Origin of the sequence: Streptomyces sp. NPDC017246, from assembly GCF_044331325.1 — a bacterium.
Taxonomy (GTDB): domain Bacteria; phylum Actinomycetota; class Actinomycetes; order Streptomycetales; family Streptomycetaceae; genus Streptomyces.
This window is the reverse complement of record NZ_JBIRMW010000007.1, coordinates 56,582-82,603: the sequence shown is the minus strand read 5'-3', so window position 1 is coordinate 82,603 and position 26,022 is coordinate 56,582. Positions and strand designations below refer to the sequence as shown.

Here is a 26,022-nt window from a genome sequence, read left to right as displayed (position 1 = left end):
ATGGCTCGCCCACGCTTCGTACTCGGTGGCTCCGCGCTCGCGGCCGCCGTCGCCCTGACGGCCGTCACCGGCTGCGGCGCCGCCGACATGACCCGCCAGGCCTCCCCGTACGCCGACGCGAAGGGCTCCCGTACGGTGACGCTCTCCGTGCAGTCGTGGGTGGGGGCGCAGGCCAACGTCGCCGTCGCCCAGTACCTGCTCGAACACGAGCTCGGCTATCGGGTGGACACCGTGCAGATCGACGAGGTACCCGCCTGGGACGCCCTCAGCCAGGGCAGGGTGGACGCCATCCTGGAGGACTGGGGACACCCGGAGCAGGAGAAGCGGTACATCGACGACAAGGGGACGATCGAGCGCGGTGGCGATCTCGGGGTGACCGGCCACATCGGCTGGTTCGTGCCGACGTACTTCGCGGAGAAGCACCCGGACGTCACCGACTGGAGGAACCTGAACAAGTACGCCGACGAGTTCCGCACCGCGGAGAGCGGCGGCAAGGGCCAGCTCCTCGACGGCTCCCCGTCGTACGTGACGAACGACAAGGCGCTGGTGAACAGCCTGGACCTCGACTACCAGGTCGTGTTCGCGGGCTCGGAGGCGGCGCAGATCACCCAGATCAAGCAGTTCGCCAAGGAGAAGAAGCCCTTCCTGAGCTACTGGTACAAGCCCCAGTGGCTGTTCGAGAAGGTCCCGATGACGGAGGTGAAGCTGCCCGCCTACAAGGAGGGCTGCGACGCCGACCCGGAGAAGGTGGCCTGCGCCTACCCGCACACACCGCTGCAGAAGTTCCTCAACGCCCGCTTCGCCGGCGGCGGAGGTGACGCGGCGGCCTTCCTGAAGAAGTTCCGGTGGACGACCGGCATGCAGAACGACGTCGCCCTCATGATCGCGGACCAGAAGCTGTCGCCGCAGGAGGCCGCGGGCCGCTGGGTGAAGGAGAACGAGGCGACCTGGCGGACGTGGCTCCCGTCCTGACCGGGGTGCGGCGGGCCGGGTCGGTGACCCGGCCCGCCGCGGTGCGTCGCGGTGCGCCGCCGTTGCCCGGCCGCTGCCCACTCTTGCCCTACCTATCGAGATTCGATAGATTCCCATCGTGAGTCGATGGAAAGATGGGTCATGGGGCAGTTGGCAGTGAGAGCGTTGCGCGCCGTGCTCGCGGTGGTGCTCCTCGGCACCGTGTTCGTACAGGCGTCGATGCTGTGGGTGCTGGTCAGCGGGAACGACCCGGAGGACGGGTCGATCCCCCTGACCCCGCTGCGCGTGATCACGATCCTGGGGATGGTGTCGGCCCAGGTCGCCCTGGTCTGCGTATGGCGACTGGTGGCGATGGTGCGGCGAGGCACCGTGTTCTCCCTCACCGCCTTCCGGTACGTGGACGGCGTGATCGGAGCGATCGTGGCGGCCGCCCTCCTGTGGTTCGCGGTCACGGGCATCAACGCGCCGGGCCAGCGGGAGGACCCGGGCGTCACCGTCATCATGGGCGGGATCGGCCTGGCCATCCTGGGGGTCGCGCTCATCGTGCTCGTCCTGCGGATGCTGCTCGCCCAGGCCGTCGCGCGCGACGTCGAAGCCGCGAAGATGCAGGCCGAGCTGGACGAGGTCATCTGATGCCGATCGCCGTCGACATCGACGTGATGCTGGCCAGGCGCAAGATGTCCGTGGGCGAGCTCGCGGACCGCGTCGGGATCACGCCCGCCAACCTGGCGGTACTCAAGAACGGCCGCGCCAAGGCGGTCCGCTTCGCGACGCTCGCCGCGCTCTGCGAGGTCCTCGACTGCCAGCCGGGCGACCTGCTGCGCTGGGAGGACGAGGGCGAGGACGCCGCCGGCGGATGAGGTGCCCCGGGGCGGACGCGAACGCCGGGGTCCGGTGGTGGCGGCGGGTCAGCGGCGGTGAATCCGCAGCAGGGTATGGCCGGCCACTTCCTCGGTCACGCCCCAGAGGGTGGGGTGGGTGCTCAGGTGCTCGGCGAGGGTGTCGCGCAGGACATCCGCGGAGCCCCACGTTCCGTACAGCTTGCTCTCGGTGAGCACCACCGGCTTGAGGCCGGCGGTGAGGACCGCCTCCCAGGTGGCCGCCGCGACCCCGGGGGTGTGGGGGCTGCGGAAGTCGTCGAGGGAGACCACCCCCTCCTCGGTCAGCAGCTCGCGGGCGGAGGCGATGTCGGCGCGGACGTGGTGGTACAGGTGCGAGGCGTCGATGTGCACGAAGCGGCAGCTGCCCGCGGGCACATGGCCGGTGATCTCGGACGAGGACCCCTGGATCACGGTGGGCAGTCGGCGGTGGAAGCGCAGATAGTTGGTCTCGAACACCTGCCGGCTCAGAGTCGGGTAGTACACCCGCAGCTCGGTGGCCGTGGAGTCGTCGGGAGCCTCGCCCGCGTCGAACAGGTCGCACACGGTGAACCGCTCGCCTTCGGAGGCGTGGTAGCCGATGAGGATGGCGCTCTTGCCCTTGTAGACCCCGAGTTCCAGCAGGTCCCCGCGGACACCGTGGTCGCGCTGGTGGGTCAGGAGCCAGTCGAAGAGGAACCGGTCGGCGTCGAAGAACCACCCCTCGACCTCGTCGAGCCGGTCGGGCGTGAGCAGGGGCGCGGTGGTGTCCTGTGCGGTCATGGCGGTCCTCCGGCGGATGGGTGGGGCCGTCCATTCCCAGGCGGGCGTACCCCGTGGCGGGCGAGCCCCGGGGCGGGGTGCGCCGCCGGGGCGGCCCGAGACTACGGTCCTCACCGGCGCCCCGCCGGTGCCGCTTCCGCGCCACGCATGACGTCCACACGACAGGCGTAATCCCGCTGCCGGTGGCCGATCCCGGGCCCCTGGGACGGAGACGTCGGGGACTGATGCCGTGATTCGCGGGAACCCGATCAGTAGCCGCCCGTCAGGGAGCGAGCACTCGCTCCGAACCTCGGGAAGCGGGCGGGCACGGGTCGACGCGGTGCTGTGCGCACCGCCATTCCCCACGAACCGATTCAGGAGTGAGTGATGTCCCCCATGATCACCATGGCCACCGACCCCGCAGCCGCCCCCGCCTGGTTCCACCTCCTGGTGATGGGGGTGGCCCTGCTCGTCCTCGTCATCAGCCTGAAGCATCGCCGCAACTGAGCCGAGCCGGGGGTCACCCGGCGGGAAGCGCGCCGCCCGCGCGCTGCCCGGCCCCGGTGGAGTGCTCCGTCCCGGATGCGGTGCGCCACGGGGCCGGACGCGGCAGGCCGAGGAGTCAGCCGGTCGGTTCGTGGGGGAGGGGGTGCTCGGGATGGACCGTGGCGTCACCGGGACGGCCTCGGGGACCTGTACCCGCTTCGTCGGTGTCCGGGAGGCGGGTGCCGCGGCCGGCGTCGTCCGGGCCGTCGGAGTCGTCGAGGTCCTCGTCGGGAACAGGAATGGCCAGGGGATCCTCGCCGTCGGTGGCCTGCTGGTCCTCACGGTCGTGGGGGAGCGGCTCTTCCGACCGCTCCGGGGTCTGTGGGTCGCGCATCGTGGTCACCTCACCGGTCACCGGTTGACGATCTTGCGGACGTTCTCCACGCTGCCGCACCCCGACGCCAGTCGCTTCGCGCGCTCCTCCAGGAACGCGACGGCCAACTCGGCCCGGCGCTCGTCGGGAACGTTCTCCCTGGCTCCGTTGAGGATCGTACGTTCCTCCTCGTCGACATGGTGGGCGACCGCCTTCACCAAGTCCTCCAGTCGCGAGTCCCACGCGTCGGAGCCGACATCCTCGACCTCGAGCAATGCGAGGAGCGCCTCGTTCCCCTCGGCGTGCTCCTCCGTGCCGTGTTCGACTTCCTCGTTGTCGATGTCGCGGAAGCGCTTGAGAGCCCCGTAGACCTCCGCCTCCTCCGCCTCGCCGTGCGCCACGAGCAGCGCCGAGAACTCCTTCAGCGCCGCCGCGCGGTCGGACTCGACGCTCCGCATCCGGCGGAACAGGTCCTCCATGGTGCGGTGATCCTTGAGGATGACCGCCACGACGTCCTGGTCTTCCTTGTTTCCGGTACTCACTGTCGTCCTCCTCGCTCGACGTCCGTGGTCGCCGCTACTGGCGATGGCGTCGTTCATGACGGGCTCCTACCCCCGTATCCCCTCCCCATTTCACCTTCGCTTTTCTCCGGCCCGGACGGTCGTGGTGGGGTGAGGGCGCAGAGAACAGAAGAACGGTTTTCCGAATCCGTGAGTGTGCGGGGAGGAAGTCGGGGCATGCGGACTTTCGGAGGTTGATACTTATGGTTCCCCTGCTTCTCGTTCTCCTTCTCGTCCTGCTTCTCTTCGGTGCGGGATTCGCACTGAAGATACTGTGGTGGGTCGCGATCATCGTGCTGGTCCTGTGGCTGATCGGCTTCGTGGCCCGGCCCAGGGGCGGCAGCGCACGCTGGTACCGCTGGTGACGCTTCATCCGTTCAGCGCGTCGAAGGCGATGGCCCGCCCCCGGATGGGGCGGGCCATCGCCTTGCCGTCGAGGAAAGACGGGAGGGACGGCACATACGCGGACGACCGTAAGAGCGGGCGAACTGCTCAAGATAAGTCGGCTTGCCGGCGTGCTTGGCCTCGTCGAATTCGCGGGCTTCCTTGATCTGGTCTTTCTTTCGGTCGACAGAGAACTTTTCCTCGGCGGTGTCGACCACCGGACAGGAGGAGTCCGCCTACTCCGCGGCTGCCGCGCGGTCGGCCCGAACGGTCGCGAAGGGTGTCGTACCGAGGTGGGCGAGGAGATCGGTCGCGTCCTCGTACACGGCGACGGCACCCGCGTCCCTCAGGTCCGAACGCGGAGTGCCGCCGCACAGCAGGCCGACGCAGACCACTCCGGCGTGCCGCGCGGCCTCCATGTCCCACACGCTGTCCCCGACGAGTACGGCCCGCTCCGCGGACACTCCCACCAGCGAAAGCGCGTGCTCGATCGGGTCCGGCGCGGGCTTGCCCTCCGCCACGTCGTCGGCCGTGGCCGTGGCCGCGATCGCCGCGTCCGCGTCCACGGCCCGGCGCAGCGCCTCCAGCTCCCGGCCCTTGGCCGACGTGACCAGGACGACCTCCCAGCCGTTCCCCGCGAGGGTACTCAGCAACTCCGCCGCGCCGTCGAAGGCGTGGAGCCGCTCGAACCAGCTTCCGTACAGGGTGTCGTGGGCCGTGCTGAGGCGGTCGTCCCGCGACCGGTCGCGGTCGGGGCCGAGCAGATGCTCCAGGAGTTTCTCCCCCGGCAGGCCGATCGCGCGGTGGACGGCGTGCGTCGGGACGTGGTGCCCGCCCTGACGCAGGGCCTCCCACCAGGCGACGACATGCAGGGCGTTGGAGTCGACGAGGGTTCCGTCGACGTCGAAGAGCGCGGCACGGTCCATGTCCTCGGCTCCTTGTGAAGGCCGGCGTCGCGAAGGCCGGAGTTCGTCACCGGATGGTGCCCGTCACAGACGGTCGTCGGGTTCGGGCGGCAGCGGCCGGGGCTCCGTCACGTCGCCCGACATGCCCCTCGGCGCGGCCGGGGGCGTCGGCCCCGGCGTCTCCTCCGGGGCAGCCTCACCGGGCGAGTGGTCACCGGGGGCCGGCCCCACCCGGCTGTCCGACGGGGTGGGGGACGTCATCGGGGCGGCGTCCGAGCGCGTCCACTGGTGGTAAGCGGTCCGCAGGGGTACATCCACGTCGATCGTCTGCTCCACCCTGCTCATGTCACGCCTCCGCCATGCTGTGGTCACGGACACCGCCCTGTCTCCCCGCGGGTACCCGGCGCACCAGACCTCATGCGTGTCGTGACCACCCCGGACGTGGAGCCGGTGCTCGTGCCACGGGGGACGCGAACCGGCAGGCCGGAGCGCCTCGGCCGTCCTGCCCGCCGGCATACCGGAGCAGGTGGCGGGTAGTCGCGACCCGAGGCGAGGAGTCGGACGATGAAGGTCCTCACGACGAGTACCGGGGAACGGTTCGGGCCGGCGGACCGCGAGGGGCGAGCACCCCGCGTGTGCCGGCTTCCCGGGGTGTACGCGCCCCAGGGGGACACCGGCCTCCTGGCGTCGCACGTGCGGCGCGAAGAACTCCGGCCGGGAGCTCGCTCGCTCGACCTCTGTACGGGCACCGGCGTCCTCGCGGTCGTCGCCGCCCGGCGGGGCGCACGCGCGACCGCCGTCGACATCTCACGCGCCGCGATCACCGTCGCGCGGATCAACGCACGGCTGCACCACTGCCGGATCAGGGTGCTGCGCGGCGACCTGGACGCGCCGGTGCCGCACGAACGGTTCGACCTGGTCACCGTGAACCCGCCGTACGTGCCGTGTCAGGACGAGGCAGCGCCGTCCCGTGGCGCGCGGAGGAGCTGGGACGCCGGAACCGACGGCCGTCTGCTCCTCGACCGGGTCTGCGCGAGCGCACCGCGGCTCCTCACCCCGTCCGGGGTCCTGTTGCTCGTCCAGTCCTCGCTCTCCGGCGTGGACACGACCCTGCACGCGCTCCGGCGGGGCGGGCTGACAGCGCATGTCGTGGAGTGGCGTACACAGCCCTTCGGACCGGTGATGTCGGCCCGTTCCGCGTGGTTCGCGGCACGGGGGCTCATCGCTCCGGGCACGCGCGACGACCGGCTCGCGGTGATCCGCGCGCGCCCGGCGTGAGCGGAAGGCCCGGGGCCGGAGTGATTGGACGACCGTGATCCGGGCAGTCGCGCGGGTGTCAGCTCAGTCGCAGCCGATCGGTGGTGTGGGCGATGGTGCCTTTCCCGGAGGATCCGCAACAGGGCGGGGCGGACGACGTCCCCGGCCGTGAGCCCGTCGGGCCCCGCACGGCTCGCCCCCGCATCCGGCCCCTGCCCGACGGGCCACTGCTCGTGGACGGTCCCGCGGACATCGTGATGCCGGACGGGTCGGTGCTGCACTGTGAGCGTCCCGTGATGGCCCTGTGCACCTGCCGACGGAGCCTGCGTACACCGTTCTGCGACACGAGTCACCGCACACGCCTCAGGCGCCGCCCCCGTGCCGCGACCGCACGCTCGGCAGGCACCTCGGAAGCCGCCGGCCCGTCGGCGACGACCGACTCCACGGAGGGTGCCACGGACGCCGAGCCGAACGAGGGGGTCCCCGCGTCATGACCGCCCTCGGCCTGCCCCCGACCACGGCGCCCCCGGTACCCGAGGCCCGGGGAGAGGTGTCGTACGCCGTACGACAGTGGCTGCTCGGAGGGGGCGCGGGGCAGCTGCCCGGCGAGGCGGATGTCGCGCGCTGCGCCCCGTACGGTGAGGATCTGCAGTTCGCCCTGCACCTCTGCTACGAGCAGCACTACCAGGGCTTCGAGGGCGTCCCCGACACCCTCGAATGGGATGCCGGGCTGCTCGGTATCAGAGCTCTCATGGAGCATCGGTTCGAGAGCGCCCTCAGGGACGACTGCCGTGACCGTCCGGATGTGGAGGAAGCGCTGGCCGACCTGCTCGTCGAACCGGCCGACGGCACCGGCGTCAGCGCGTACCTCCTGTCCGAGGGAGACATCTGTCACCTGCGCGAGCACGCGGCGCTGCGCTCCGTGTCCCAGCTCCGGGAGGCCGATCCGCACCTCTGGGTGGTGCCCCGGCTGCGAGGGCGCGCCAAGGCGGCCATGATGGCGATCTCCTACGACGAGTACGGCTGCGGACGGGCGGAGCGGATGCACGCCCGGCTCTACGCGGACCTCATGGCCGACCTGGGGCTCGATCCGACCTACGGGCGCTACGTGGACACGGCCGGGGCCGAGATGCTGGCGGCCTCCAACCTGATGTCGTTCTTCGGCCTGCACCGGAGACTGCGCGGCGCCCTGGTGGGGCACTTCGCCGTCCTGGAGATCACCTCGTCGCCCGCCGCCTCACGCCTCGCCGCCGCCCTGGAGAAGACCGGGGCAGGACCTGCCGCGCAGCGGTACTACGACGAGCACGTGGAGGCGGACGCCGTTCACGAGCAGGTGGTCCGCCGGGACGTCGTGAGCGGGCTCCTCGAAGACGAACCGGGGATCGCCCCGGAGATCGCCTTCGGCATCGCCGCGACCCGCCTCCTGGAGGACCGCCTCGGCAGCCACCTGGTCGGCGCCTGGTCACAGGGCCGGAGCGCGCTGCGGACGCCCTCCCGGGGGGAGGCCCCCGGGCTGCGGGGCGAGGCAGCGCCGGAGGCCCCGGACTGATCGGTTTCCCCGGGCCCGGCGCGGGTGCCCGGCCGGTTCCGGGGTAGGCGCGCATCAGACAGCACCATGCATGTCACGCCTGTGCGGCGGTGCCCGTCGGTCGGGTTCCCGGCCGCGCAGGAGCGCACCATCGACAGCGTCAAGACACACGGCCGAGATCAAGGAGCGCACTCCCATGACCAGCCGACCCCCCGACGAAGAGCCCCCGGCAACCCCGCGGGAGGCTCGCGAAGAGACTCAGCCCGCCGGCGAGGAACTCGGCGAGACCGCCGAGGCGCCGGTGACGAAAGCCGACATGCGGATCAGGGCGCGAGGACAGGCGGCCGCCGTGAAGGAGCAAGCGATCGGGAAGGCCACACACGTCACCGGCCAGATCCGCGACAGGGCGGGGCAGGCCAAGCAGCTGCTGAAGGAGAAGACACCCGACCCTGTCCTCGACAAGGCCACCCATACCGCCACGCAGGTACATGACGCCGCTTCCCGCGCCGGGCAGTTCGCCGCGGAGCGGGCCCCGGAACCCGTCAGGGAGAGGACCGGCCGACTCGTGGCCACGGCACGGGCCAACCGCACCCCGCTGATCCTTGCCGCCGCGCTCGTCGTCCTCCTGCTCGTCGGGCGTGGGCGGAGGGCTCGATGAAGGCCTCCGCGGTCGCCTACAAGCCGGTCGGTCCGGCCCTGGGCGCGGCGGGCGGGCTGCTCGCCGGCGTGGCGTTCAAGCAGGCGTGGAGGAGGCTCGGTCACGACGAGGACGCCCCTGATGCCACGGACGAAGACCGTGGGTGGCGGGAGATCCTCCTGTCCGCCGCCCTCCAGGGGGCGATCTTCGCCGTCGTCAGGGCGTCCGTCGAGCGAGCGGGAGCCGCTGCCACCAGGCGCCTGACGGGCACCTGGCCCGGATGACCGGGCCTTGCCGACCCGGCCTTGTGGGGGCCTACGCGGCTGCGGGCCTGGTCGGCGGCGCGCTCTCGGCGGCGCCGACCACCGTCAGGGGAATGCCCAGGCCCTCGCACAGCCGCCGGGCGCGGGCGATCACACTGAGCGATGCCGGTGACGGGGCCGAGGTGGGCAGCCGCAGCCGGACGTGCCGGGGCCGATGGGCGTACAGGAGCATTTCGACCTGAAGGGCGGCCGCGGCGCGGCCGGCCACGTCGAGATCGCGCAAGAGCCTGATGTGCAGGGTCCCGTCCTCAACCGCGTGTCCGACGAGCATGATCCTCCTGTCCTCATGGTGGGGCCGTCCTCCACACGGGTCCTGGGTGACAGTGGGGCGGAGGGCGGCATGCTCATTATCCGGCGGATCGCCCGGCTTGCCCATGGATGGCGTCGGGAGGTCGGCCCCACCTGTGCGCTCGCTCGGTGATCCCTTCCTCGACGGTCCGGGCGATCGCGCAGGGGATCCGCATGGGGTCAGCCCCGCAGCGCGGGGAGAACCTTCTCGCGGTAGGCGGTGAAGAAATCCTCCTGCCTCTGCCCGATCTGGCCGATGTACACCTCGTCGAACCCGGCGTCCACGTACGCGCGGACGGCGTCGACATGCTCCTCGACTTCCGACCCGCACGGTACGGAGTCGGCCACCTGCTGTCGCGTGACGAGTTCGGTGGCCTGCTCGAAGTGGGCCGGTGTGGGGAGGATCTGATTCAGCTCACCGGGCAGGTGCTCGGTCGGCCACACGCGGTGTGCCGTGTCGACGGCCGCGTCCCGGTCCTGGTCCCAGCAGACCTTCAGGCCGCCGACGACGGGTTTGCCGGCCCCACCCGCCTCGCGGAACGACGCGATGGCGTCGTCGTCGGGGCCCATGGTGACGAAGCCGTCCCCGATGCGCCCCGCGAGTGCGGCGGCCTTGGGGCCGAAGCCTGAGACCAGGATCCCCGGCGGTGCCTCCGGCACGGTGTAGAGGCGGGCGTTCTCGACCGTGTAGTGCCGGCCCCGATGGCTGATCTCGCGGCCGGTGAACAGCTTCCGCATCACCTCGACCGCCTCTTCCAGCCTGTCCGCCCGTTCGTCGAAGCTGGGCCATCGGTCGCCGAGAACGTGCTCGTTGAGAGCCTCACCGGTGCCCACGCCCAGAGTGAACCGGCCGCCCAGCAGCACACTGGAGGTCGCCGCCGCCTGAGCGGTCACCGCCGGATGCATCCGCACGGTGGGGCAGGTGACCAGCGTGGTGACGGGCAGTTCCACCGTCCGGGACAACGCCCCGATCATCGACCACACGAACGGACTGCTGCCCTGGGCGTTGGTCCACGGGTGGAAGTGGTCGGAGATGGCCAGATGGGTGAATCCCGCGTCCGCCGCCAGGCGCGCCTGGCGCAGCAACTGGTCCGGGGTGAACTCTTCGCAGGACAGGAAGTAGCCGAAGGACGTCATTTGCGCTTTCCCTTTCACGTCGCCCCTGGACTCCCCTACCCGGACAGGGCCTCTGAATGCCCGCTGCATGCCCTCTGAGAGCACGGCACTCCTTCGTACGGCCCGTGGCCGCCTCGTCCCGTCGCCTCCCGGCTGTTATTCCGGTTTCTCCCGGCCACCAGGGGTAGGCGGTACGTGTGAGCGTCGGAGGGTTGGAGGAGGGACTGAAATGAGCGCCAAGGAGAAAGCCAAGGCCAAGGCCGAGCAGGTCATCGGCAAGGCCGTTCAGAAGACGGCGCATATGCGGGGCAAGAAGACCACGGAGGCGAAGGGGGCTGCTCTGGGGCTCCGTGGAAAGGCCCGGGAGCGGAAGGAGAAGGGAAAGGACTTCTTCAAACGTTGATCATCGACTGCCGCGCATAGATGTCGGCATCGAGGGCAGTCGCAAGGACATGTCTCGCTTCGAGACGTGTGGACCGGGCGGGCGGAAAGGTGACCATCATGGCCGGAGGCAAGAAAGCCAAGAACGTGGCGAAGACCGCCAAGGGCAAGGTGAAGGAGACGACCGGAAAGGCCGTCGGCAATGAGAGCCTGGAACTGAAGGGCCGTGCCGAGCAGGCCGAAGGCGACGTGAAGCAGGCGGGGGAGAAGGTCAAGGACGCGTTCAAGCGCTGACCTGTCGGCCCACGCCGTCGTGTGGGGCAGAAGGGAGGAGCGACCCGAGGGGTCGCTCCTCCCTTCTGCCCCACACGGTGGGGGGCCGGATCCCTTCGGGCTCCGCCCGTGGGTCAGCGCCCGCGTCGGCGCCGACCGCGACCCGCGGTCTCGTACTCGTCCTCCTCCGCCTCGTCGTCCAGGTCGTCGGCGGATGCCTCCTCGTCCACGCCGTCGGCCGATGCCTCCTCGTCATCCTCTTCGTACTCCTCGTCCGGCTCGCCCTCGTCGTACTCCTCCTCGCTTCCTTCCTCCGGCTCGTCTTCCTCGTCCGGCTCACCCTCGTACTCCTCCTCAGGGCGGTTTCCCTCTTCCTCCTCTTCCTCCCCTTCCTCGCCTTCCTCGCCTTCCTCCTCCTCGTCGTACTCCTCCTCCTCTTCGAGCGCCTCCTCGTGCGAGCGGACGACCTCGCCGTCACGAATCTCGCCGCGCCAGCCCTCGGGTTCGTCATCGGTGAGGGTGACGTGCCGGCGGAAGTGCTTCAGGTCCAACCGGAGGCGGCGTCCTTGCGCGCGCCAGAGGTTGCCCGTCTTCTCGAAGAGGCCGGAGGGGTAGTACTCGACGGTGAGCAGGATCCTGGTGAGCGACGGGCCCAGTTCGTGGAAGCTCACGCAGCCCCGGACGGAACCCTTGGCTCCGTCGGAGGTCCAGACGATGCGGTCGTCCGGGACCTGTTCCTGGACCGTGGCCTTCCAACTGCGCGTCGAAGGGCCCACCTTGACCTTCCAGTCACTGGTTGTCTCGTCGCCCTGCGAGACGTTGCGGACACCCTTGGTGAATCCGCTGAAATCCTCGTACTGGGTCCAGTGGTTGTAGACCCTGCGGATCGGCGCGCCCACGTCGACGGTCTCGACGATGCTGGTGATCTTCTGGGTGCCGCTCCTGCGTTTGCCTTTGCCCGAGCCGAAAAGATTCGACGCCGTGTCGGTGACCTTGTCCTTCAGTCCACTCAGCGACTGGCCCACCATCGCCTTGACCGGGGAGTCGCCCTTCAGCAATCGCCCCCCGATATCCGCGATTTTGCCACCGTTGTCCGCCACGTCGTACAGCTGATCGGTAACGTCCCCGAGTTTGTCCGTGGCTTTCTCGGCCAGATTCCCGGTCTGCGCGGTGAGGAAGTCGCCCAGTTCGCCGAGCAGCCGGTCCAGGCCCGATTCGGACGGCTCGGAGCGGTCGCGGTCTCGGTCTTCGCGTGCCATGACCTACCTCCGCGTCGACGGCTTGCGCGCCGTCGTCTTCTTGGCCGCGGGCTTGCGTGCCGTCGTCTTCTTCGCCGCGGGCTTGCGTGCCGCCGCCTTCTTCGCGGCCGGCTTGCGTGCCGTGGTCTTCTTGGCCGTCGCCTTCTTGGCCGGCTCGGCGGCTGACTTCTTGGCGGCGGTCTTCTTAGCGGCAGGGGCCTTCTTGGCGGGAGCGGCCTTCTTCGCGGGAGCGGCCTTCTTCTCAGGGGTGGTCTTCTTCGCTGCGCTCCGGCTCGACGTCGACCGCTTCGCGGGTGTGCCCTTCGTCGTCGTTCCCGACGACGTCTTCTTGGCCGGGGCGGTCTTCTTGGCGGGCGGTGTCGCAGCGCGTCCCTGGGAGGACTCGCGCGTACGGGATCCAGTGGTTCCCGAACGAGAACGGGATGAGGTGCTTCCTTCCGACCGCTTCCGGGGGGCCGAACCGGAGGACCTGCGCGGTCGTGGCTTCTCCGGCTCCTCGGCTTCGGGCTCCTCTTCGTCCGGTTCCTCTGCCTCCTCCTCTTCCTCCTCCCACGCGTCCTCGTCTTCTCCGGCCTCGCTGTACTCGTCCTCGGGCTCTTGCTCGGCCTCGGGTTCCTCTTCCTCCTCCCACTCCTCGCCCTCGTCCTCGTCGTACTGCCCCTCCGCTTCCTCACCCTCCTCTTCGTCCTCCTGGTCACTGCCGCTGCCGATGGCGAGTGTCCGCTCGTGGAGGGAGTCGGCGAGGTCGGCCAGCTTCCGGTTGGCCGCCGCGGTGAACGCCTGGCGGCCTGCTTCCAGCGCCTCGCCTCTCAACTGCTCGCCCATCTCGGCGATTTGGGGTACGTCCTTGAGTTTCGTCAGCCCCTGCGTCACGAGCTGTCCCGGCTCGAGGCCGAAGCGGCGGCCCGCGAGGTAGGTCGCCACGGTGAACGCGAAGCGAGCCTTCTTCGTCCGTCCCAGAAGGTAGCCGCCTGCCACGGCGGCTGCCAGGGCGACCTTGGTCGTGTCCTCCATGACCCCTGTCCCTTCACCGGGTGTCCGAGGCCGTCTCGCCGCTCGTGCGGAACGCCCTGGATCGGGTTACGCATCTGCTGGACAACGCGTGAGGACGCCCCGCTGGGGCGGTGGGAAACAGGCCTGCTCTCCCGGGCATGGCGTATATCCCTATAACATGAAAGTCTAGCCTTTAGTTGCCGTACGTCTTGTGGAAGTGTCCTATGGCCACAGCGGATCCCGATCGCCCTCGGCGCAGCGCCTCACGTGCCGCCGGCGAGAAGCGGTCGCCCGCCCGGCGGAAGCCGGCTCCGAGCCGCTCGAAGGCCGTGGACGCGGGCTCCGCCATGAGTTCGGCCACTGACCAACTGGCACGGCTGCTCGGGAGAGTTCCCGAATCCGTCTCCTCGCTCAAGCCCACCGAGGAAGGGTGGGAGGCGCAGGTGGAAGTGGTGGAACTGGAGCGGATCCCCGACACGACGAGCGTGCTGGCCAGTTACAGGGTCTCCCTCGACGGGGAAGGCACGTTGATCTCCTTCGAGCGGACCCGCCGCTACAGCCGAGGAATGATCGATCGGCCGTTCTGAGTCCGGTTCGGCCGCGGAAGGAGGCGCCATGACCATGGTGCCGCAGAGCGGCAGCGCCGTCAGCAGGGGCGGTGGTGGCTCCACAGGCAGCCTCTACGACGTCCTGGAACTCATTCTGGACCGTGGTCTGGTGATCGACGTCTTCATCCGTGTGTCACTGGTCGGGATCGAGATCCTCAAGATCGACGCCCGGATCGTGGTGGCCAGCGTCGACACCTACCTCCGTTTCGCCGAAGCGTGCAACAGACTCGACCTCGAAGCGGGCCGCAAGGCTCCGGCGCAGCTGCCCGAGGTCGTCGGCGGCATGATGGAGGGCGGGGCCCACGGCAAGTCCAAGGGCGCCCTGACCGGGGCCGTCGAGGCCGTGACCGAGTCTCTGACCGGGAAGTCCGGGGGTGACGAAGAGGAGCAGGAGGAGCCGGAAGAGGAAGAGGCGGAGCCCGCACCCCGTCGTCGCCGGCCCGCCGCCCGCCGTGCGACGCGACGGGAGAAGGAGTGACCGATGGCCCTCTACGTCTACGCGATCACCGCGGAGAACCACCCCCTCGACGTCGATGATCTGTCGGGTGTCGGCTCCGAGCCGGCTCCCGTGCGCGGTGTCGTCTCAGGACCGCTCTGCGCGGTGGTCAGCGACATCTCCGAGAAGATCCGGCCCAAGCGCCGGGATCTGCTGATCCACCAGGAGGTGCAGGAACGCCTCATGCGCGGCGGCGCCGCCCTGCCGCTGCAGTTCGGCTACATCGCCGTCGACGAGCCGGCGGTCGAGCAGGCGCTCCTGAAGGACGCCGACGGCTACCTCGCCAACCTGGAACGGCTGGGTGGGTGTGCCGAGTACCACGTGAGGGCGTCCCAGGACGAGGAGGAACTCCTGCGGCAGATCCTGCGGGAAGCGCCGGACGCCCGTGAACTCAACGAGCGGATTCGCGCCGGGGACCAGGATCCCCAGCTCCCGCTCGCCCTCGGCCAGTTGATCGCCGCACAGGTACAGGAACGGCAGCAGGCGCTCGCGTCCGGGCTGGTCGAAGCGCTTGTGCCGTTCGCCCGGGAGCACACCGTCCGGCAGGCGTCCGGAGCCGATTTCCTCAACTTCTCACTCCTCGTCGCCGACGACCGGCAGGAAGAGTTCCGCACGGCGGAAGCGAGCCTCGCCCGCCAGATCGGGGACGGGATCGAGTTCCGGCTGAGCGGCCCGCTACCGCCCTACAGCTTCGTGGAATGACGGCTGCCCGGAAGGAGGGCGACCATGGGACTGCTGACCACCCTGCTCACACTTCCCATCGCCCCGGTGCGCGGCGTGACCTGGGTCGCTCAGAGGGTGCTGGACCAGGCCGAGGAGGAGTACTACGACCCGGCTCCCGTCTGGCGGGAGCTCGCAGAGCTGGAGGACCGCCTGGTACGCGGGGAGATCGACGAGGAGACCTTCGACCGGCGCGAGGACGAGCTGCTCGACCGGCTCGCGGAGATCACCGCCTTCCGCACGCGCGCACCATGACCGGGAATCGAGGACGCAGCCGTGTCTGATCCCCTGCCCGACCGCTTCGGGGCGGTACCTTCCAGGGCGTCGCCGGTCCCGTACGGGCCGAGTTCCTCCGCGAACCTCGCGGACATCCTCGAACGTGTCCTGGACAAGGGCATCGTCATCGCGGGAGACATCCGCATCAACCTGCTCGACATCGAACTGCTGACGATCAAGTTGCGGATCCTGGTCGCCTCCGTGGACAAGGCCAAGGAGATGGGGATCGACTGGTGGGAACACGATCCCTCGCTCTCCTCCAGGCACAGCGGAGAACCTCTGGCGGAGGAGAACCGCCGGCTTCGCGCGGAGCTTGAGGCGCTGCGGCGCGACGCGGTGGTCGCCGGTTCCGAGCCGGACGAGGAGCCGCGGCCGGGCGACGGCCCTGAGCCGAACGAGCCGGACCAGGGCCCGGACGGCAGGACGACGCCGCGTCGAGGAACAGCACGACGAGGGCGCAGCTCATGATCGACCGGGAGAACCTCACCTACGTCTACGCCGTCGTCCGCGACACCCGGAGACTGCGGACGGCTCTTTCGGGCGTCCCCGGGGTGTCGGGAGCTCACGTGTCCCTTCTCGGTGAGGCAGACGCTCCGGCCGCGGGCGAGGAGCCCCCGGCCCCCGCGTTCGTCATCAGCAGGGTCGCGCCGGACGAGTTCGACGAGCGGACGCTGAAGGCCCGCTTCGAGGACCTGGAGTGGCTGGAGACCGTCGCCCGCGCGCACCACGACGTGGTGCAGACGATCGCGGGCACCGACACCGTCCTCCCGCTGCGGCTGGCGACCCTGTACCAGGACGACGACCGCGCCCGCGAGGCACTCGCCGCCCAGCGGCACGTCTTCGCCGAGCGACTCGCCCTGCTCCGGGACCGGAGCGAGTGGGGCGTCAAGCTGTACATCAGCTCCACCGGGCCCCCGGACGGCCGTGAGAGTGACGCGGGGCCCGCGGGGACCACGACGCTCAGCCCGGGCAAGGCCTATCTGCGACGCCGCCGAGCCCAGCACAGTACCCAGGAGAACCACTACCGCAACGCCCAGGAGGCGGCCCGGGGCATCGAGGCGCTCGTCTCCCGGTTCGGCACGCACCGCGTGCGCCATCCCGCCCAGCGCGGTGCCCTGGCGGGGCCCGAGGAGAATGTCCTCAACGACGCCTATCTCGTCCCGGACGACCGGGCCGAGAGCTTCCGCGCCGCTCTCGTCGCGGTGGCGGCGGACATCGACGGCGTACGCATCGAGGTGACCGGCCCGTGGGCCCCGTACTCCTTCGCCATGCCGCCTCCACCACCTGATCCTCCCCAGGAGGACGCCGCACGGGACGGCCCCGCGTGATGAGCGTCGCCCGGTCCACGGAACAGCTCCCCGGCCGCCAGGTCGCCCTCGTCGACCTGCTCGACAGGCTGCTGAGCGGCGGCGTGGTCCTCTCCGGCGACATCGTGCTCTCGATCGCCGACATCGACCTCGTCCGCGTCTCTCTCCGCGCGCTGATCGTGTCCGTCGGCTCCGAGGCGGATCCGCTCGGACCGTCCGCCCAGGGGCAGCGCTCCGAGGCGGATCCGCTCGGACCGTCCGCCCGGGGGCAGGCGTGAACGGGGAGAGCCGGGCACCCGGCGGGCGGGACGACGCCACGGCCGCGTCCTCGCCCCCGGACGGCGTCGGTGCGGCCCTGGCCGACGCGTTCCGCCTCGTGAAGGCGCCTCCCGCCCCCGTCGGCGAGGCCCACCGTCCCGCGCACAGCATCCGGACCGACCGGGAGTCGGTCGAGGAGGACCTCCTCAGACTCGTCCTCACCGTCGTGGAACTCCTGCGCCAGCTCATCGAGAGACAGGCGCTTCGGCGCGTCGACGCCGGCGACCTCACCGACGACCAGGAGGAGGAGCTGGGAGCCACCCTGATGGCCCTGCACGACGCGCTGGCCGACCTCTGCGCCGAGCACGGCTACACGCTCCAGGACCTCAACCTGGACCTCGGTCCCCTCGGGCCGCTGCTGCCACGGGCCGACAGCGGACCGTAGCGAGAGTTCCCCCACCTCGACCGGGACGTGTGAACGCGCTCGCGGACGTCACGGAGCGGCCGGGCCCGGGCCGACGATCATGGCCCCATACACTCCCCGTGTCGGTCACCGGCACGGCGACGTGTCGACCCCCTCTTCACTCGTCTCCCAGGAGGATGCCCATGTTCAAGGTCAACGAGTACTTCGACGGCACGGTCACGTCGATCGCCTTCACCCAGGAGCAGGGCCCGGCGACCATCGGTGTCATGGCTCCCGGCGAGTACGAGTTCGGTACCGCCGCCCCGGAGATCATGCACGTGGTCAGTGGCGCCCTGGCCGTCAGGCTGCCCGACGCCGCGGACTGGGAGACCTTCGCGGCCGGCAGCCACTTCAAGGTCCCGGGCGAGAGCCGGTTCCAGCTCAAGGTCGCGGTCGAGACCGCCTACCTCTGCGAGTACCGCTGACCCGCTGCGTGACCCCGCGTCGCCGCCCGCGCCGGATCCGGCACGGGCCGGGGCCGTCAGGCGTGCGCATCGCGCGCGGACGTAGGAGCGTAGTGGTGTGGTGAAGCCAAGGAAGGCGGCAGCGGGCCCGTACCGGCGCAGCTGGTTGCACGGTGCCCCGCCGCCCCGCTGGGTGCGGATCCTGCCCGTGCTGCTGCTCGTGGGTGTGGGAGTGGCCACCCTGACCAGCGACTCTCCGCTGGACATCGGGTTCCTGCTCGGCGCGGTGCCCCCGCTGGCCGTGCTGGCCTACGGGCCGTGGGCCACGGCCGTGCTCGGCGCCGCGACCATCGTGATGCTGACCGTTCCCGCCTTCCACCTCAATCAGCCCGGCGACACGGACCTCTTCACTCTCGGTTTCGTCGCCACCCTGAGCATCTTCGTCTCCTTCGTCCGCGGGCGCCGGGACGCACAGCTCGACCTGGAGCGCACCATCGCCGAGACGGCGCAGCGCGCCCTCGTCCCGGACGTGCAGCCGCAGGTCGGGCCCGTGCGCTGCGCGAGTCTGTACCGTGCCGCCGAACGCGGCACGCTGGTGGGAGGCGACTTCTTCGACGTCCGGCCCGGTCCTCACGGTGTGCGGGCGGTCCTGGGGGACGTACAAGGGCACGGCCTGTCGGCCGTCGCGACGGTCGCCTCCGTGCTGGGGGCGTTCCGCGAGGCCGTGCTGGACGACGCGGACGCCGAGTCGATCGCGGCGCGGCTCGACCGCAGGCTCGTGGTCGACTCGGCGCGCACGGAGCACGCGGAGCTCTTCGCGACGGCCGTCGTCCTGGATTTCGCACCCCACGGGCGGGAGGTCCGCGTGCTGGCCTGCGGCCATCCGCCCCCGGTGCTGCTGCGCGGCGGGGCCGTCCACATCCTGGAGCTCGACCCCGGACCGCCCCTGGGGCTCGGCCTCGCCGACGCCCTGCCCGGCAGCGCCCGTACGGTGTCGCTGCTGGCCGGGGACCGGCTGCTCCTGGCCTCGGACGGGGTCCTGGAGGCACGGGACGCGACCGGCGCGTTCTACCCCTTCGTCCAGCGTCTGGCAGGGATGACCGGTGCGGGCCCGGACGAGCTGCCCGACGAGATCTGGGCCGACCTGAACGGCTTCACCTCCACGATCCAGGACGATGTCACCCTGCTGATCCTCTCCCTCGACGCCTCCGGACCTTCGTGAACGTCGTCCGCTGTCCGTTCGGCGAGGTGGCCGCGATCGCAGCCCGGGGGCCTGCCGGCGGGCGTGGGAGCGCGCACACACCTCGCACCCCGGCGCCGCCGCACCGACGAGGGCACCGCCCCGAAGCCCGGTACGTACAAGAGCGAGAATCGGCCAGAGAACCATGTCACGACTTTCCTTAAGACGTGGCCTAAGTGGCCCGCCGTCCACGCGCCGTCCGCTCCGCGCCGATCTGCGACAACACGCCCTTCCCGCGCCGGGCGGCCGGACCGGGGCCGGAACCCGCGCGGCGCCCGTGATCGTCACTTGACCGAAAAAGCGGGATAATCGCCCCGCGCTCAAGGCGGCGGGAAAGTTGGTGCAATTCCGCGGCGCGGGCACATACGTTTGCGGTCGTGGCGGGAGATCACGCACCTGATCGCCTCCGTTGAATGACCACGCAGCCGTGAACGCAGTGGACCGGGAGATCCGCTGTCACCCCCCTCGTACAGTTCTACGGCGCCTTCCGTCCGCCCTGCCGAAAAACATCCCGGCCTCGGCGCGGCGATCGAGAAAGCGGTTGCGCACACGCCCGGTGGGGCCTCGCCGTCGACGTGGAGTCGTGCGCCGCTTTTCCGCAGCGATGTCCTTCGAGCCGGTTCATGGAATGCGCCCCCGCGCGCCTTCCCGGAAACGCGGCGGCCGTCGAGCGCCCTCCGACAGCGCGCCGCGTGCAGTCGGCACCCACGACACAGGAGGCACCTGAATGGAGCCCAGATCCGCGGCGGCCCGCGCCGCGGTCTTCGGATACTTCGGCATCAACGGCACGGCCCTGGCCCTGTGGGTGGCCCATGTCCCCGACATCAAGCGGGACCTGGGCCTCAGCCCCCTGCAACTCGGCGCGGCACTGCTCGTCGTGGCCGGTGGGGCGCTCGTCGCCATGCAGGTCGCCGGCCGGCTGATCGACCGGGTGGGCTCGGCCGCCGTGACCAGGATCAGCGGCGTCCTGCTTCCGCTGACCCTGGTCGGGCCGGCCTTCGCCCCCTCCCTGATGTGGCTGGCCGTCGCGCTCGCCCTGCTCGGCGCCGCCAACGGCCTGATGGACGTCTCCATGAACGCGCAGGCCGTGGAGGTCGAGCGGCTCTACGAACGGCCCATCATGTCCGCCTTCCATGCCGTCTTCAGCGTCGGAGGAGTGGTCGGTGCGGGCCTCGGCGCCCTCCTGCTGAGTCTCGACGTCTCCCGCGAGACCTCCCTGCCGGTGGCGGCCGTACTGCTCGCGGCGGCGGCCGTGGCGACGGGCGGCAGGCTCCTGGGGAAGGCGGAGTCCGCGGAAGCCGAGGACGTCACGGAGACAGGCGGTACCGGCCGACTGCCGTTGCTCGCCACGCTCCTGGGCTGCGTCGCCTTCAGCAGCATGGTGGTCGAGGGGGCCGCGGCGGACTGGGGCGGCGTACACCTCCAGGAGACGGTGGACGCGGACACCGGTGTGTCGGCCCTCGCCTATGCCGCGTTCGCCGGGGCCATGACCACCGGCCGGGCGCTGGGCGACCGCGTCGTCGCCCGGTACGGCTCGGTCTCGGTCGTCCGCTGGGGCGGTGCGACGGCCGTCGCGGGCCTCGCCCTCGTCGTCTGGTCCGGGAGCCTGGTGCCGATCCTGCTGGGCTGGCTGTTGGCCGGCGCGGGAGTGTCGACCGTCGTGCCGCAGATCTTCACCGCCGCCGGCAACCTCAACGCCGACCAGGCGGGGGCCGCGCTCGCCCGCGCCGCGACCCTGGGCTACTTCGGCTTCCTCGCCGGCCCGCCGCTCGTCGGCTGGCTGGCCGATCTGACGGACCTTTCCACCGCTCTGCTGATCCCGCTCCTGCTCGCCGTCACGGTGGCCCTGAGCGGCCCCCTGATCCGCCGCGCCACCGCGGCCGGGCCCCTCCAGGCGCCGCCCGTCGCGGCGGCGGACACCGGTGGGCTGTCAGCCGCGGGACACCACACGACCGAACCCCCGGGGGAGAAATGACCACGACCGACAACCGGCCGCCGGACGGCATGTACTACCCGGTCTCCGACCACAAGATGACGGGTGGGCAGGGTGTCTACCTGTACGACGCCGAGGGCCGCGACTACATCGACTGCGCGGCCGCCACCTTCAACCTGAGCCTCGGTTACGGCCATCCCGAGGTCGTGGCGGCGATCCAGAAGCAGGCCGAGCAGCTGATCCACGTCACATCGAGCTTCCAGAGCGGACCGGTCAACGAGCTCGTCGACCGGCTGGTCTCCGTCTCGCCGAAGAACCTGACCAAGGTGCACCTCAAGGTCTCCAGCGGCTCGGCCGCCAACGAGGGCGCGATCAAGATGGCACAGGCGGCGACGGGGAAGCGGGACGTCATCACGCTGTTCCGCAGCCACCTGGGCCAGTCGATGATGATGGCGTCGCTCTCCGGGAACGCCTTCCGCAAGGCACCCTTCCCCTCCCTCCTCCCCGGTGGCCTGCACGTTCCCGACCCGTACTGCTTCCGCTGCTTCTACGGGCAGACCCCCGCGACCTGCGGAATGATGTGCGTCGACCGGATCGACGACTTCATCGAGTTCGCCAGCACCGGTCAGGTCGCCGCGGTGATGGTCGAGCCCATCTCCGGAAACGGCGGCAACATCGTGCCTCCGCCCGGCTACTTCCAGCGGCTCCGTGAATTCTGCGACGCACGCGGAATCGTGCTGATCTTCGACGAGATCCAGACCGGCATCGGCCGCACCGGCCACATGTTCGCCGCCGACCACTTCGGCGTCGAACCGGACGCGATCACCGTGGCCAAGGGACTGGGCGGGTCCGGCGCCCAGGTGGCGGCGATCCTCACCAACGACCGACTGGCCGGCCTGGAGGCGCACCACCACTCGTTCACCTACGGGGCGAACGTCATGGCCGCCGCCGCCGCGAACGTGACCCTGGACGTCATCGGACGCCCCGGCTTCCTCGACAACGTCACCGCCGTCGGCCGGTTCGTCACCCAGCGGCTGCACGCGCTGCAGGACCGCTTCCCCCAGCTCGGCGACATACGCGGAGTCGGTCTCATGATCGGGGTCGAGATGGTGGGCAGCACCGGAGAACCCGCCGTGGACCTCGCCAACGCCGTGGCGAAGCGGGGAATGGACCACGGTCTGATCATCCGGACCTCGCGGTACGGCTTCGGCAACGTCTTCAAGATCAGGCCTCCGCTCACCATGACGCTCCAGGAGGCCGGCCTGATGTGCGACCGCCTCGACGCGCTGCTGACGGAGGTCCTGTCGTGAAGGAGCTGCTGATCGGCGCGGCGCAGGAGATCCGCGACGCCCTTCGGGCCGCCGGCCCGGCCCAGCTCTCCCGCCGGGTGCTGGGCGTCTCCCCGGGCGGTGACGCCCAGTTCGACATCGACGCGGTCGCGGAAGAGGCCGTATGGAAGTACCTGCTGGCCAACGCACCAGTCCCGCTCGCGGTGCTGACGGAGGACCACCACCGCCGGGACACCGGCGACGACCCGCGCCACCTCCTCGTCATCGATCCCATCGACGGCACCCGGCCGGCGTCGGCCGGCCTGGAGATGGCGATGATCTCCATCGCCGTCGCCCCGTTCGACACACCGGACCCCACCATCGGGGACGTCACCCACGCCCTCCTGATGGAGCTCAAGTCGGGCGCCTGGATGTACACCGGCCCGGAGACCGACGGTGTCGAGGCCGGACATCACGACGCGCCCGTGCCCTCGCTGAGCGGCACCGTCGATCCCCGGCACATGTTCTGGTCGCTGGAGTTCAACGGACATCCCATGCACCTGATGACGGAGGCCTACGCCCACCTGGTCGACGCCTCCGCCAACACCGGCGGCGTCTTCGTCTTCAACAGCGCCTGCTACTCGATCAGCCGCATCGTGACCGGTCAGCTCGACGCCTACGTCGACATCGGCAACCGCATCCTGAAGGACCGGCCCGAGACGGAGTCCGAGTTCCGCAGGGTCGGCGGTGGCGACGTCCTGCACCTCTTCCCGTACGACATCGCGGCCGCCGTGCTCCTGGCCCGCAAGGCCGGCGTGATCATCACGGACGCCTACGGAGCCGGCCTCGAGGACACGGCACTGCTCGATCTGTCGCCCCACAACCAGCGTTCATGCGTCGCCGCCTCCAACGGGGAGCTGCACGCACGTCTGATCGACACGATCCGCTGGTGACATCCCACCCCGCACACGGAGGTTCCATGCGCGCGCTCACTCTCGCCCACGACGGCACCCTCGTCCGCAGCACCCGCCCGGATCCGCCGCTGACCCGGCCCGACGACGTACGGGTCCGCGTGGTGCAGACCGGCATCTGCGGCACCGACCGCGGCGTACTGACAGGCAAGTTCCCGGCGGAGACCGGCGTGGTCATGGGCCACGAAGCCGTCGGCCGGGTCGAAAGCGCGGGGCCGGGCAGCCGGTTCGCGCCCGGCGACCGGGTCGTGATCAACCCCACGCTCTACTGCTCGGACTGCCACCAGTGCGCCGCGGCGCGGTTCCAGCACTGCGTCAACAAGGCCGGCACCGAGGTCGGTCTCGACCGAGACGGATCCTTCGCCGACTACATCGTCCTCCCCGCCCGGTTCCTCCACCCGCTGCCCGAAGGGCTGAGCTGGAACCGCGCCGTGGTCGTGGAACCGCTGGCGTGCGTGCTCAACAACCTCGACGCGGCGTCCGTCGTCCCCGGCGAGGCCGTGACGGTCCTGGGCGCGGGCCCCATCGGACTGGTCACCGCGATGGCGGCCCTCCACCTCGGCAGCGGAGTCGTGCTCGTCGAGACCGACCCGTTCCGGCGTGAGCTCGCGGGCAAGATCCTGCACGACCTTCCGGTGTCCGCCCCGCTCACCGTCACCGACCCGGAGGGCGCCGCGCTCGCCCCCAGGTCCCGCACGGTCGTCGACACCGTCGGAAGCCTGCTCGACACGGCGCTCGACCTGGTGGACACCGCCGGAACGGTCGTGATCATGGGCTTCGACGACCGCTCCCGGGTGACCGTCCAGCCGCTGGACATCCTCCGCCGCGGCCTGCGCATCGTCGGCGCCGGCGACTACAACGCCCCGTCCTTCCCCCGTGCCCTCGCCCTGGCCGAGCACCTGCCGCTGGAGCGTGTGGTCACCCACCGCATTCCGCTCGACGAGTACGAGCGTGCGCTCGAGGTCATCGGTGTCAACGGCGACGGCTACCGGGGAGCCAAGGTCGTCATCGTCAGCGAGGACGAGCAGTGAACCCCGCCCGCACCCACGAAGGAGCGCCTCACATGAACAGGCCCGGCGCGACGATCCGTACGCCGGCGCGGCCGTCCCGCGCGTGGGCGCCGCTCGCGGCCGCCGCGTCGGCGGCCGCGCTCGCCCTCGCCGCTCTGACACCCGCCACCGTCCACGCCGCTCAGCCTGCCGACTGCCCGACCGGCGCGCTGTGCCTGTTCTCCGAGGGCGACTTCGCCGGTGACCGTCTTCCCCTCTCCTCGCTCACCGGCGGCGGTACCTGCGTCAGCCTCGTCGACCACGGCTGGGCAGGGCGAGTGAAGTCCGCGGTCAACACCCACTCCACCAGCGCGGTCCTCTTCCCGGGCGACGACTGCCTGGGCGGCCCGTACGGCGTCGCCGCGGGCGCCGGGGTCGCCGACCTCGGCACCTTCGTCCCGCTGAGCGCGTGGGTGCCCGGCCGGACGGCCTGACCCGCTCCCCGAAGATCACCTCCTGTCGCACCCCAGCTCCCCGCACCAGGCACAGAGCCTCATCGCGTGACGACCGCGAGACGCCCGCTCCGAGGGTGGAGGCCATCCGACCGGAACGGACGCACGAGAGGAATGTGATGATCGACAGCAGCGGAGCGTACCTCGACGACCACGGAACGGCCGCCCGCCAGGTCGCCCGGAGCATCGGGGAGATACACAGGTCGCCCGTGGTGCAGGTCCCCGTGGCCTCGCTCCTGATCGCCGGGTCGCCGCGGGTACGCGGCGAGGATCCCGGCCATGTGCGGCTGCTCGGCGAACAGGAGACCGCGCTCCCGCCGATCGTGGTGCACCGGGCCACCCTGCGGGTCGTCGACGGGGCGCACCGGGTGCGCGCCGCGTTGCTGCGGGGGCTGTCACAGATCGGTGCGCAGTTCTTCGAGGGCGAGGAGCACGAGGTGTTCGTCCTGTCCGTCTCCCTCAACGCGGGGCACGGACTCCCGCTCTCCAGGACCGACCGGACCAGCGCCGCCCGGCGCATCCTGACCTCCCACCCGTTCTGGTCGGACCGGAGCGTCGCCACCGTCGCCGGGGTCTCCGCGGCGACGGTGGCACGGCTCCGCAAGCACGTCGCCGGCGCCACCACCGGCACCCGGATCGGGCACGACGGGCGCGCCAGGCCCGTCAACTCCACCGAGGGCCGGGCCCGGGCGAGTGAGCTGCTGAGGCGCGACCCGACCGCCTCGCTTCGGCAGGTCGCCCGGACGGCCGGGATATCGCCCGCCACGGCGGCCGACGTACGGGACAGGCTGCTGCGCGGCGCCGACCCGCTGCCCGACCGTCTGCGGCGCGCGGTGGAGTCGGCCGAGCGCCGGGAGACCCACCGGTCCGCGACGGGGGCCGGCGGGGCCGCCGGCATGCCCTCGGCCGAAGCACTCACCCAGATCGCCGAGAGCCTGCGCCGGGACCCGTCGCTGCGGCTCACGGAGAGCGGCCGCGAGATCCTGCGCCTGCTCGGGGTCTGCACCGCCGCGGTGCGCGAGCGGCGGCGGAACGGTACGTCCGCCGTGCCACCGCACTGTCTCGACCCCCTGGCCAAGCTGATGCGCGGCTACTCCGAGATCTGGCAGTCCTTCGCCGCCGAGTTCGAACAGGCCCACCACGCGCGCACACGGGACCCCGTGGCATGACCCGCGCCGGCGGGGCGCGGACCGGCGAAGAACGTCAGGGAACCACGTCATGGG

36 protein-coding genes are annotated in these 26,022 nt (G+C 70.8%); 27 read left to right on the top strand and 9 right to left on the bottom strand.

What is annotated here, in order from left to right; translation table 11 throughout:
* The 3 genes from ACH4MY_RS17965 (at position 1) to ACH4MY_RS17955 (ending at position 1,832) form a co-directional block, all read left to right on the top strand.
* Entirely contained in the window at positions 1 to 972 is a 972-nt protein-coding gene (locus ACH4MY_RS17965) for an ABC transporter substrate-binding protein (protein WP_398004061.1), read from the top strand.
* Positions 973 to 1,113: 141 nt separating this feature from the next.
* The gene (locus ACH4MY_RS17960) at positions 1,114 to 1,605 is read left to right on the top strand and encodes a DUF2975 domain-containing protein (protein ID WP_398004059.1); all 492 of its coding nucleotides are present in this window, start codon (positions 1,114 to 1,116) and stop codon (positions 1,603 to 1,605) included.
* Complete coding sequence (locus ACH4MY_RS17955; RefSeq protein ID WP_398004057.1) at positions 1,605 to 1,832, top strand: helix-turn-helix domain-containing protein; 228 nt, start codon at positions 1,605 to 1,607, stop codon at positions 1,830 to 1,832. Before ACH4MY_RS17960 ends, ACH4MY_RS17955 begins: the two co-directional genes overlap by 1 nt.
* A 48-nt stretch (positions 1,833 to 1,880) precedes the next feature.
* On the opposite strand, the gene ACH4MY_RS17950 is transcribed toward ACH4MY_RS17955, so the two are convergent.
* The 3 genes from ACH4MY_RS17950 to ACH4MY_RS17940 form a co-directional block, all read right to left on the bottom strand.
* Complete coding sequence (locus ACH4MY_RS17950) at positions 1,881 to 2,612, bottom strand: class I SAM-dependent methyltransferase (RefSeq protein ID WP_398004055.1); 732 nt, start codon at positions 2,610 to 2,612, stop codon at positions 1,881 to 1,883.
* A gap of 601 nt (positions 2,613 to 3,213) precedes the next feature.
* A complete protein-coding gene (locus ACH4MY_RS17945; protein ID WP_398004053.1) occupies positions 3,214 to 3,471 on the bottom strand; it encodes a hypothetical protein in 258 nt (85 codons plus the stop codon).
* A gap of 17 nt (positions 3,472 to 3,488) precedes the next feature.
* Positions 3,489 to 4,049, bottom strand: coding sequence for a hemerythrin domain-containing protein (locus ACH4MY_RS17940; RefSeq protein ID WP_398004051.1), 561 nt, complete (start codon positions 4,047 to 4,049; stop codon positions 3,489 to 3,491).
* Between the two features lie 164 nt (positions 4,050 to 4,213).
* On the opposite strand from ACH4MY_RS17940, the gene ACH4MY_RS17935 reads away from it, so the two are divergent.
* Entirely contained in the window at positions 4,214 to 4,375 is a 162-nt protein-coding gene (locus ACH4MY_RS17935; protein WP_398004049.1) for a hydrophobic protein, read from the top strand.
* Positions 4,376 to 4,630: 255 nt separating this feature from the next.
* Here ACH4MY_RS17935 and ACH4MY_RS17930 read toward each other — a convergent pair whose 3' ends face one another.
* Both ACH4MY_RS17930 and ACH4MY_RS17925 read right to left on the bottom strand, forming a co-directional pair.
* A complete protein-coding gene (locus ACH4MY_RS17930; RefSeq protein WP_398004047.1) occupies positions 4,631 to 5,320 on the bottom strand; it encodes an HAD family hydrolase in 690 nt (229 codons plus the stop codon).
* Positions 5,321 to 5,383: 63 nt separating this feature from the next.
* Positions 5,384 to 5,644, bottom strand: a complete 261-nt coding sequence (locus tag ACH4MY_RS17925) for a hypothetical protein (protein ID WP_398004045.1) — start codon at positions 5,642 to 5,644, stop codon at positions 5,384 to 5,386.
* Between the two features lie 219 nt (positions 5,645 to 5,863).
* On the opposite strand from ACH4MY_RS17925, the gene ACH4MY_RS17920 reads away from it, so the two are divergent.
* The 5 genes from ACH4MY_RS17920 (at position 5,864) to ACH4MY_RS17900 (ending at position 9,005) form a co-directional block, all read left to right on the top strand.
* Positions 5,864 to 6,577: a HemK2/MTQ2 family protein methyltransferase gene (locus ACH4MY_RS17920; RefSeq protein ID WP_398004043.1), complete on the top strand. Its 714-nt coding sequence runs from the start codon at positions 5,864 to 5,866 to the stop codon at positions 6,575 to 6,577.
* A 92-nt stretch (positions 6,578 to 6,669) separates the two neighbouring features.
* Positions 6,670 to 7,050 carry a CDGSH iron-sulfur domain-containing protein gene (locus ACH4MY_RS17915; RefSeq protein WP_398004041.1) on the top strand — a complete coding sequence of 127 codons (381 nt, stop codon included), beginning with the start codon at positions 6,670 to 6,672 and terminating at the stop codon, positions 7,048 to 7,050.
* Positions 7,047 to 8,105 (top strand): iron-containing redox enzyme family protein, encoded by a 1,059-nt coding sequence (locus tag ACH4MY_RS17910; protein ID WP_398004040.1) that lies wholly within the window; start codon positions 7,047 to 7,049, stop codon positions 8,103 to 8,105. Before ACH4MY_RS17915 ends, ACH4MY_RS17910 begins: the two co-directional genes overlap by 4 nt.
* Before the next feature lie 175 nt (positions 8,106 to 8,280).
* On the top strand, positions 8,281 to 8,742 hold the full coding sequence (locus tag ACH4MY_RS17905) for a hypothetical protein (RefSeq protein WP_398004038.1): 462 nt from the start codon (positions 8,281 to 8,283) through the stop codon (positions 8,740 to 8,742).
* The gene (locus ACH4MY_RS17900; protein WP_398004036.1) at positions 8,739 to 9,005 is read left to right on the top strand and encodes a DUF4235 domain-containing protein; all 267 of its coding nucleotides are present in this window, start codon (positions 8,739 to 8,741) and stop codon (positions 9,003 to 9,005) included. The genes ACH4MY_RS17905 and ACH4MY_RS17900 overlap by 4 nt, the downstream gene beginning before the upstream one ends.
* A 31-nt stretch (positions 9,006 to 9,036) precedes the next feature.
* On the opposite strand, the gene ACH4MY_RS17895 is transcribed toward ACH4MY_RS17900, so the two are convergent.
* Together ACH4MY_RS17895 and ACH4MY_RS17890 are read right to left on the bottom strand one after the other, a co-directional pair.
* The gene (locus ACH4MY_RS17895; RefSeq protein WP_398004034.1) at positions 9,037 to 9,315 is read right to left on the bottom strand and encodes a hypothetical protein; all 279 of its coding nucleotides are present in this window, start codon (positions 9,313 to 9,315) and stop codon (positions 9,037 to 9,039) included.
* 197 nt (positions 9,316 to 9,512) lie between these two features.
* Entirely contained in the window at positions 9,513 to 10,469 is a 957-nt protein-coding gene (locus ACH4MY_RS17890; protein WP_398004032.1) for a TIGR03557 family F420-dependent LLM class oxidoreductase, read from the bottom strand.
* Positions 10,470 to 10,677: 208 nt separating this feature from the next.
* Between ACH4MY_RS17890 and ACH4MY_RS17885 the strand changes: the two genes are divergently transcribed.
* Both ACH4MY_RS17885 and ACH4MY_RS17880 read left to right on the top strand, forming a co-directional pair.
* A complete protein-coding gene (locus ACH4MY_RS17885; protein WP_398004030.1) occupies positions 10,678 to 10,851 on the top strand; it encodes a hypothetical protein in 174 nt (57 codons plus the stop codon).
* A gap of 98 nt (positions 10,852 to 10,949) precedes the next feature.
* Positions 10,950 to 11,123 carry a CsbD family protein gene (locus ACH4MY_RS17880; protein WP_398004028.1) on the top strand — a complete coding sequence of 58 codons (174 nt, stop codon included), beginning with the start codon at positions 10,950 to 10,952 and terminating at the stop codon, positions 11,121 to 11,123.
* 113 nt (positions 11,124 to 11,236) lie between these two features.
* Here the strand turns inward: ACH4MY_RS17880 and ACH4MY_RS17875 are convergent, their stop codons facing one another.
* Together ACH4MY_RS17875 and ACH4MY_RS17870 are read right to left on the bottom strand one after the other, a co-directional pair.
* Positions 11,237 to 12,361, bottom strand: coding sequence for an SRPBCC family protein (locus ACH4MY_RS17875; RefSeq protein WP_398004026.1), 1,125 nt, complete (start codon positions 12,359 to 12,361; stop codon positions 11,237 to 11,239).
* Between the two features lie 3 nt (positions 12,362 to 12,364).
* Positions 12,365 to 13,375: a histone protein gene (locus tag ACH4MY_RS17870; RefSeq protein WP_398004024.1), complete on the bottom strand. Its 1,011-nt coding sequence runs from the start codon at positions 13,373 to 13,375 to the stop codon at positions 12,365 to 12,367.
* 203 nt (positions 13,376 to 13,578) lie between these two features.
* Between ACH4MY_RS17870 and ACH4MY_RS17865 the strand changes: the two genes are divergently transcribed.
* From ACH4MY_RS17865 to ACH4MY_RS17790, 16 genes are all read left to right on the top strand, one after another.
* Positions 13,579 to 13,941: a gas vesicle protein gene (locus ACH4MY_RS17865; protein WP_398004022.1), complete on the top strand. Its 363-nt coding sequence runs from the start codon at positions 13,579 to 13,581 to the stop codon at positions 13,939 to 13,941.
* A 28-nt stretch (positions 13,942 to 13,969) separates the two neighbouring features.
* Positions 13,970 to 14,440 carry a gas vesicle structural protein GvpA gene (locus tag ACH4MY_RS17860; protein WP_398004020.1) on the top strand — a complete coding sequence of 157 codons (471 nt, stop codon included), beginning with the start codon at positions 13,970 to 13,972 and terminating at the stop codon, positions 14,438 to 14,440.
* A gap of 3 nt (positions 14,441 to 14,443) precedes the next feature.
* On the top strand, positions 14,444 to 15,160 hold the full coding sequence (locus ACH4MY_RS17855; protein WP_398004018.1) for a GvpL/GvpF family gas vesicle protein: 717 nt from the start codon (positions 14,444 to 14,446) through the stop codon (positions 15,158 to 15,160).
* A 24-nt stretch (positions 15,161 to 15,184) separates the two neighbouring features.
* Positions 15,185 to 15,433: a gas vesicle protein GvpG gene (locus ACH4MY_RS17850; protein WP_398004016.1), complete on the top strand. Its 249-nt coding sequence runs from the start codon at positions 15,185 to 15,187 to the stop codon at positions 15,431 to 15,433.
* Between the two features lie 21 nt (positions 15,434 to 15,454).
* Positions 15,455 to 15,922: a gas vesicle protein gene (locus ACH4MY_RS17845; RefSeq protein WP_398004014.1), complete on the top strand. Its 468-nt coding sequence runs from the start codon at positions 15,455 to 15,457 to the stop codon at positions 15,920 to 15,922.
* Positions 15,919 to 16,782, top strand: a complete 864-nt coding sequence (locus ACH4MY_RS17840; RefSeq protein ID WP_398004012.1) for a GvpL/GvpF family gas vesicle protein — start codon at positions 15,919 to 15,921, stop codon at positions 16,780 to 16,782. The genes ACH4MY_RS17845 and ACH4MY_RS17840 overlap by 4 nt, the downstream gene beginning before the upstream one ends.
* The gene (locus tag ACH4MY_RS17835) at positions 16,782 to 17,039 is read left to right on the top strand and encodes a gas vesicle protein (protein WP_398004010.1); all 258 of its coding nucleotides are present in this window, start codon (positions 16,782 to 16,784) and stop codon (positions 17,037 to 17,039) included. Before ACH4MY_RS17840 ends, ACH4MY_RS17835 begins: the two co-directional genes overlap by 1 nt.
* Positions 17,036 to 17,464: a gas vesicle protein K gene (locus ACH4MY_RS17830; protein WP_398004008.1), complete on the top strand. Its 429-nt coding sequence runs from the start codon at positions 17,036 to 17,038 to the stop codon at positions 17,462 to 17,464. Before ACH4MY_RS17835 ends, ACH4MY_RS17830 begins: the two co-directional genes overlap by 4 nt.
* 161 nt (positions 17,465 to 17,625) lie before the next feature.
* Entirely contained in the window at positions 17,626 to 17,907 is a 282-nt protein-coding gene (locus ACH4MY_RS17825; RefSeq protein ID WP_398004006.1) for a pyrimidine/purine nucleoside phosphorylase, read from the top strand.
* A gap of 97 nt (positions 17,908 to 18,004) precedes the next feature.
* Positions 18,005 to 19,108: a PP2C family protein-serine/threonine phosphatase gene (locus ACH4MY_RS17820; RefSeq protein WP_398004005.1), complete on the top strand. Its 1,104-nt coding sequence runs from the start codon at positions 18,005 to 18,007 to the stop codon at positions 19,106 to 19,108.
* Between the two features lie 745 nt (positions 19,109 to 19,853).
* Positions 19,854 to 21,101: an MFS transporter gene (locus tag ACH4MY_RS17815; protein WP_398004003.1), complete on the top strand. Its 1,248-nt coding sequence runs from the start codon at positions 19,854 to 19,856 to the stop codon at positions 21,099 to 21,101.
* On the top strand, positions 21,098 to 22,369 hold the full coding sequence (locus ACH4MY_RS17810) for an aspartate aminotransferase family protein (RefSeq protein WP_398004002.1): 1,272 nt from the start codon (positions 21,098 to 21,100) through the stop codon (positions 22,367 to 22,369). Before ACH4MY_RS17815 ends, ACH4MY_RS17810 begins: the two co-directional genes overlap by 4 nt.
* Positions 22,366 to 23,280 carry an inositol monophosphatase family protein gene (locus ACH4MY_RS17805; RefSeq protein WP_398004000.1) on the top strand — a complete coding sequence of 305 codons (915 nt, stop codon included), beginning with the start codon at positions 22,366 to 22,368 and terminating at the stop codon, positions 23,278 to 23,280. The genes ACH4MY_RS17810 and ACH4MY_RS17805 overlap by 4 nt, the downstream gene beginning before the upstream one ends.
* A 26-nt stretch (positions 23,281 to 23,306) precedes the next feature.
* Positions 23,307 to 24,329: a zinc-binding dehydrogenase gene (locus ACH4MY_RS17800; RefSeq protein WP_398003998.1), complete on the top strand. Its 1,023-nt coding sequence runs from the start codon at positions 23,307 to 23,309 to the stop codon at positions 24,327 to 24,329.
* A 32-nt stretch (positions 24,330 to 24,361) separates the two neighbouring features.
* Positions 24,362 to 24,781, top strand: a complete 420-nt coding sequence (locus ACH4MY_RS17795) for a peptidase inhibitor family I36 protein (protein ID WP_398003996.1) — start codon at positions 24,362 to 24,364, stop codon at positions 24,779 to 24,781.
* Positions 24,782 to 24,918: 137 nt separating this feature from the next.
* The gene (locus tag ACH4MY_RS17790) at positions 24,919 to 25,968 is read left to right on the top strand and encodes a hypothetical protein (RefSeq protein ID WP_398003994.1); all 1,050 of its coding nucleotides are present in this window, start codon (positions 24,919 to 24,921) and stop codon (positions 25,966 to 25,968) included.
* The last annotated feature ends 54 nt before the right edge of the window (positions 25,969 to 26,022 follow it).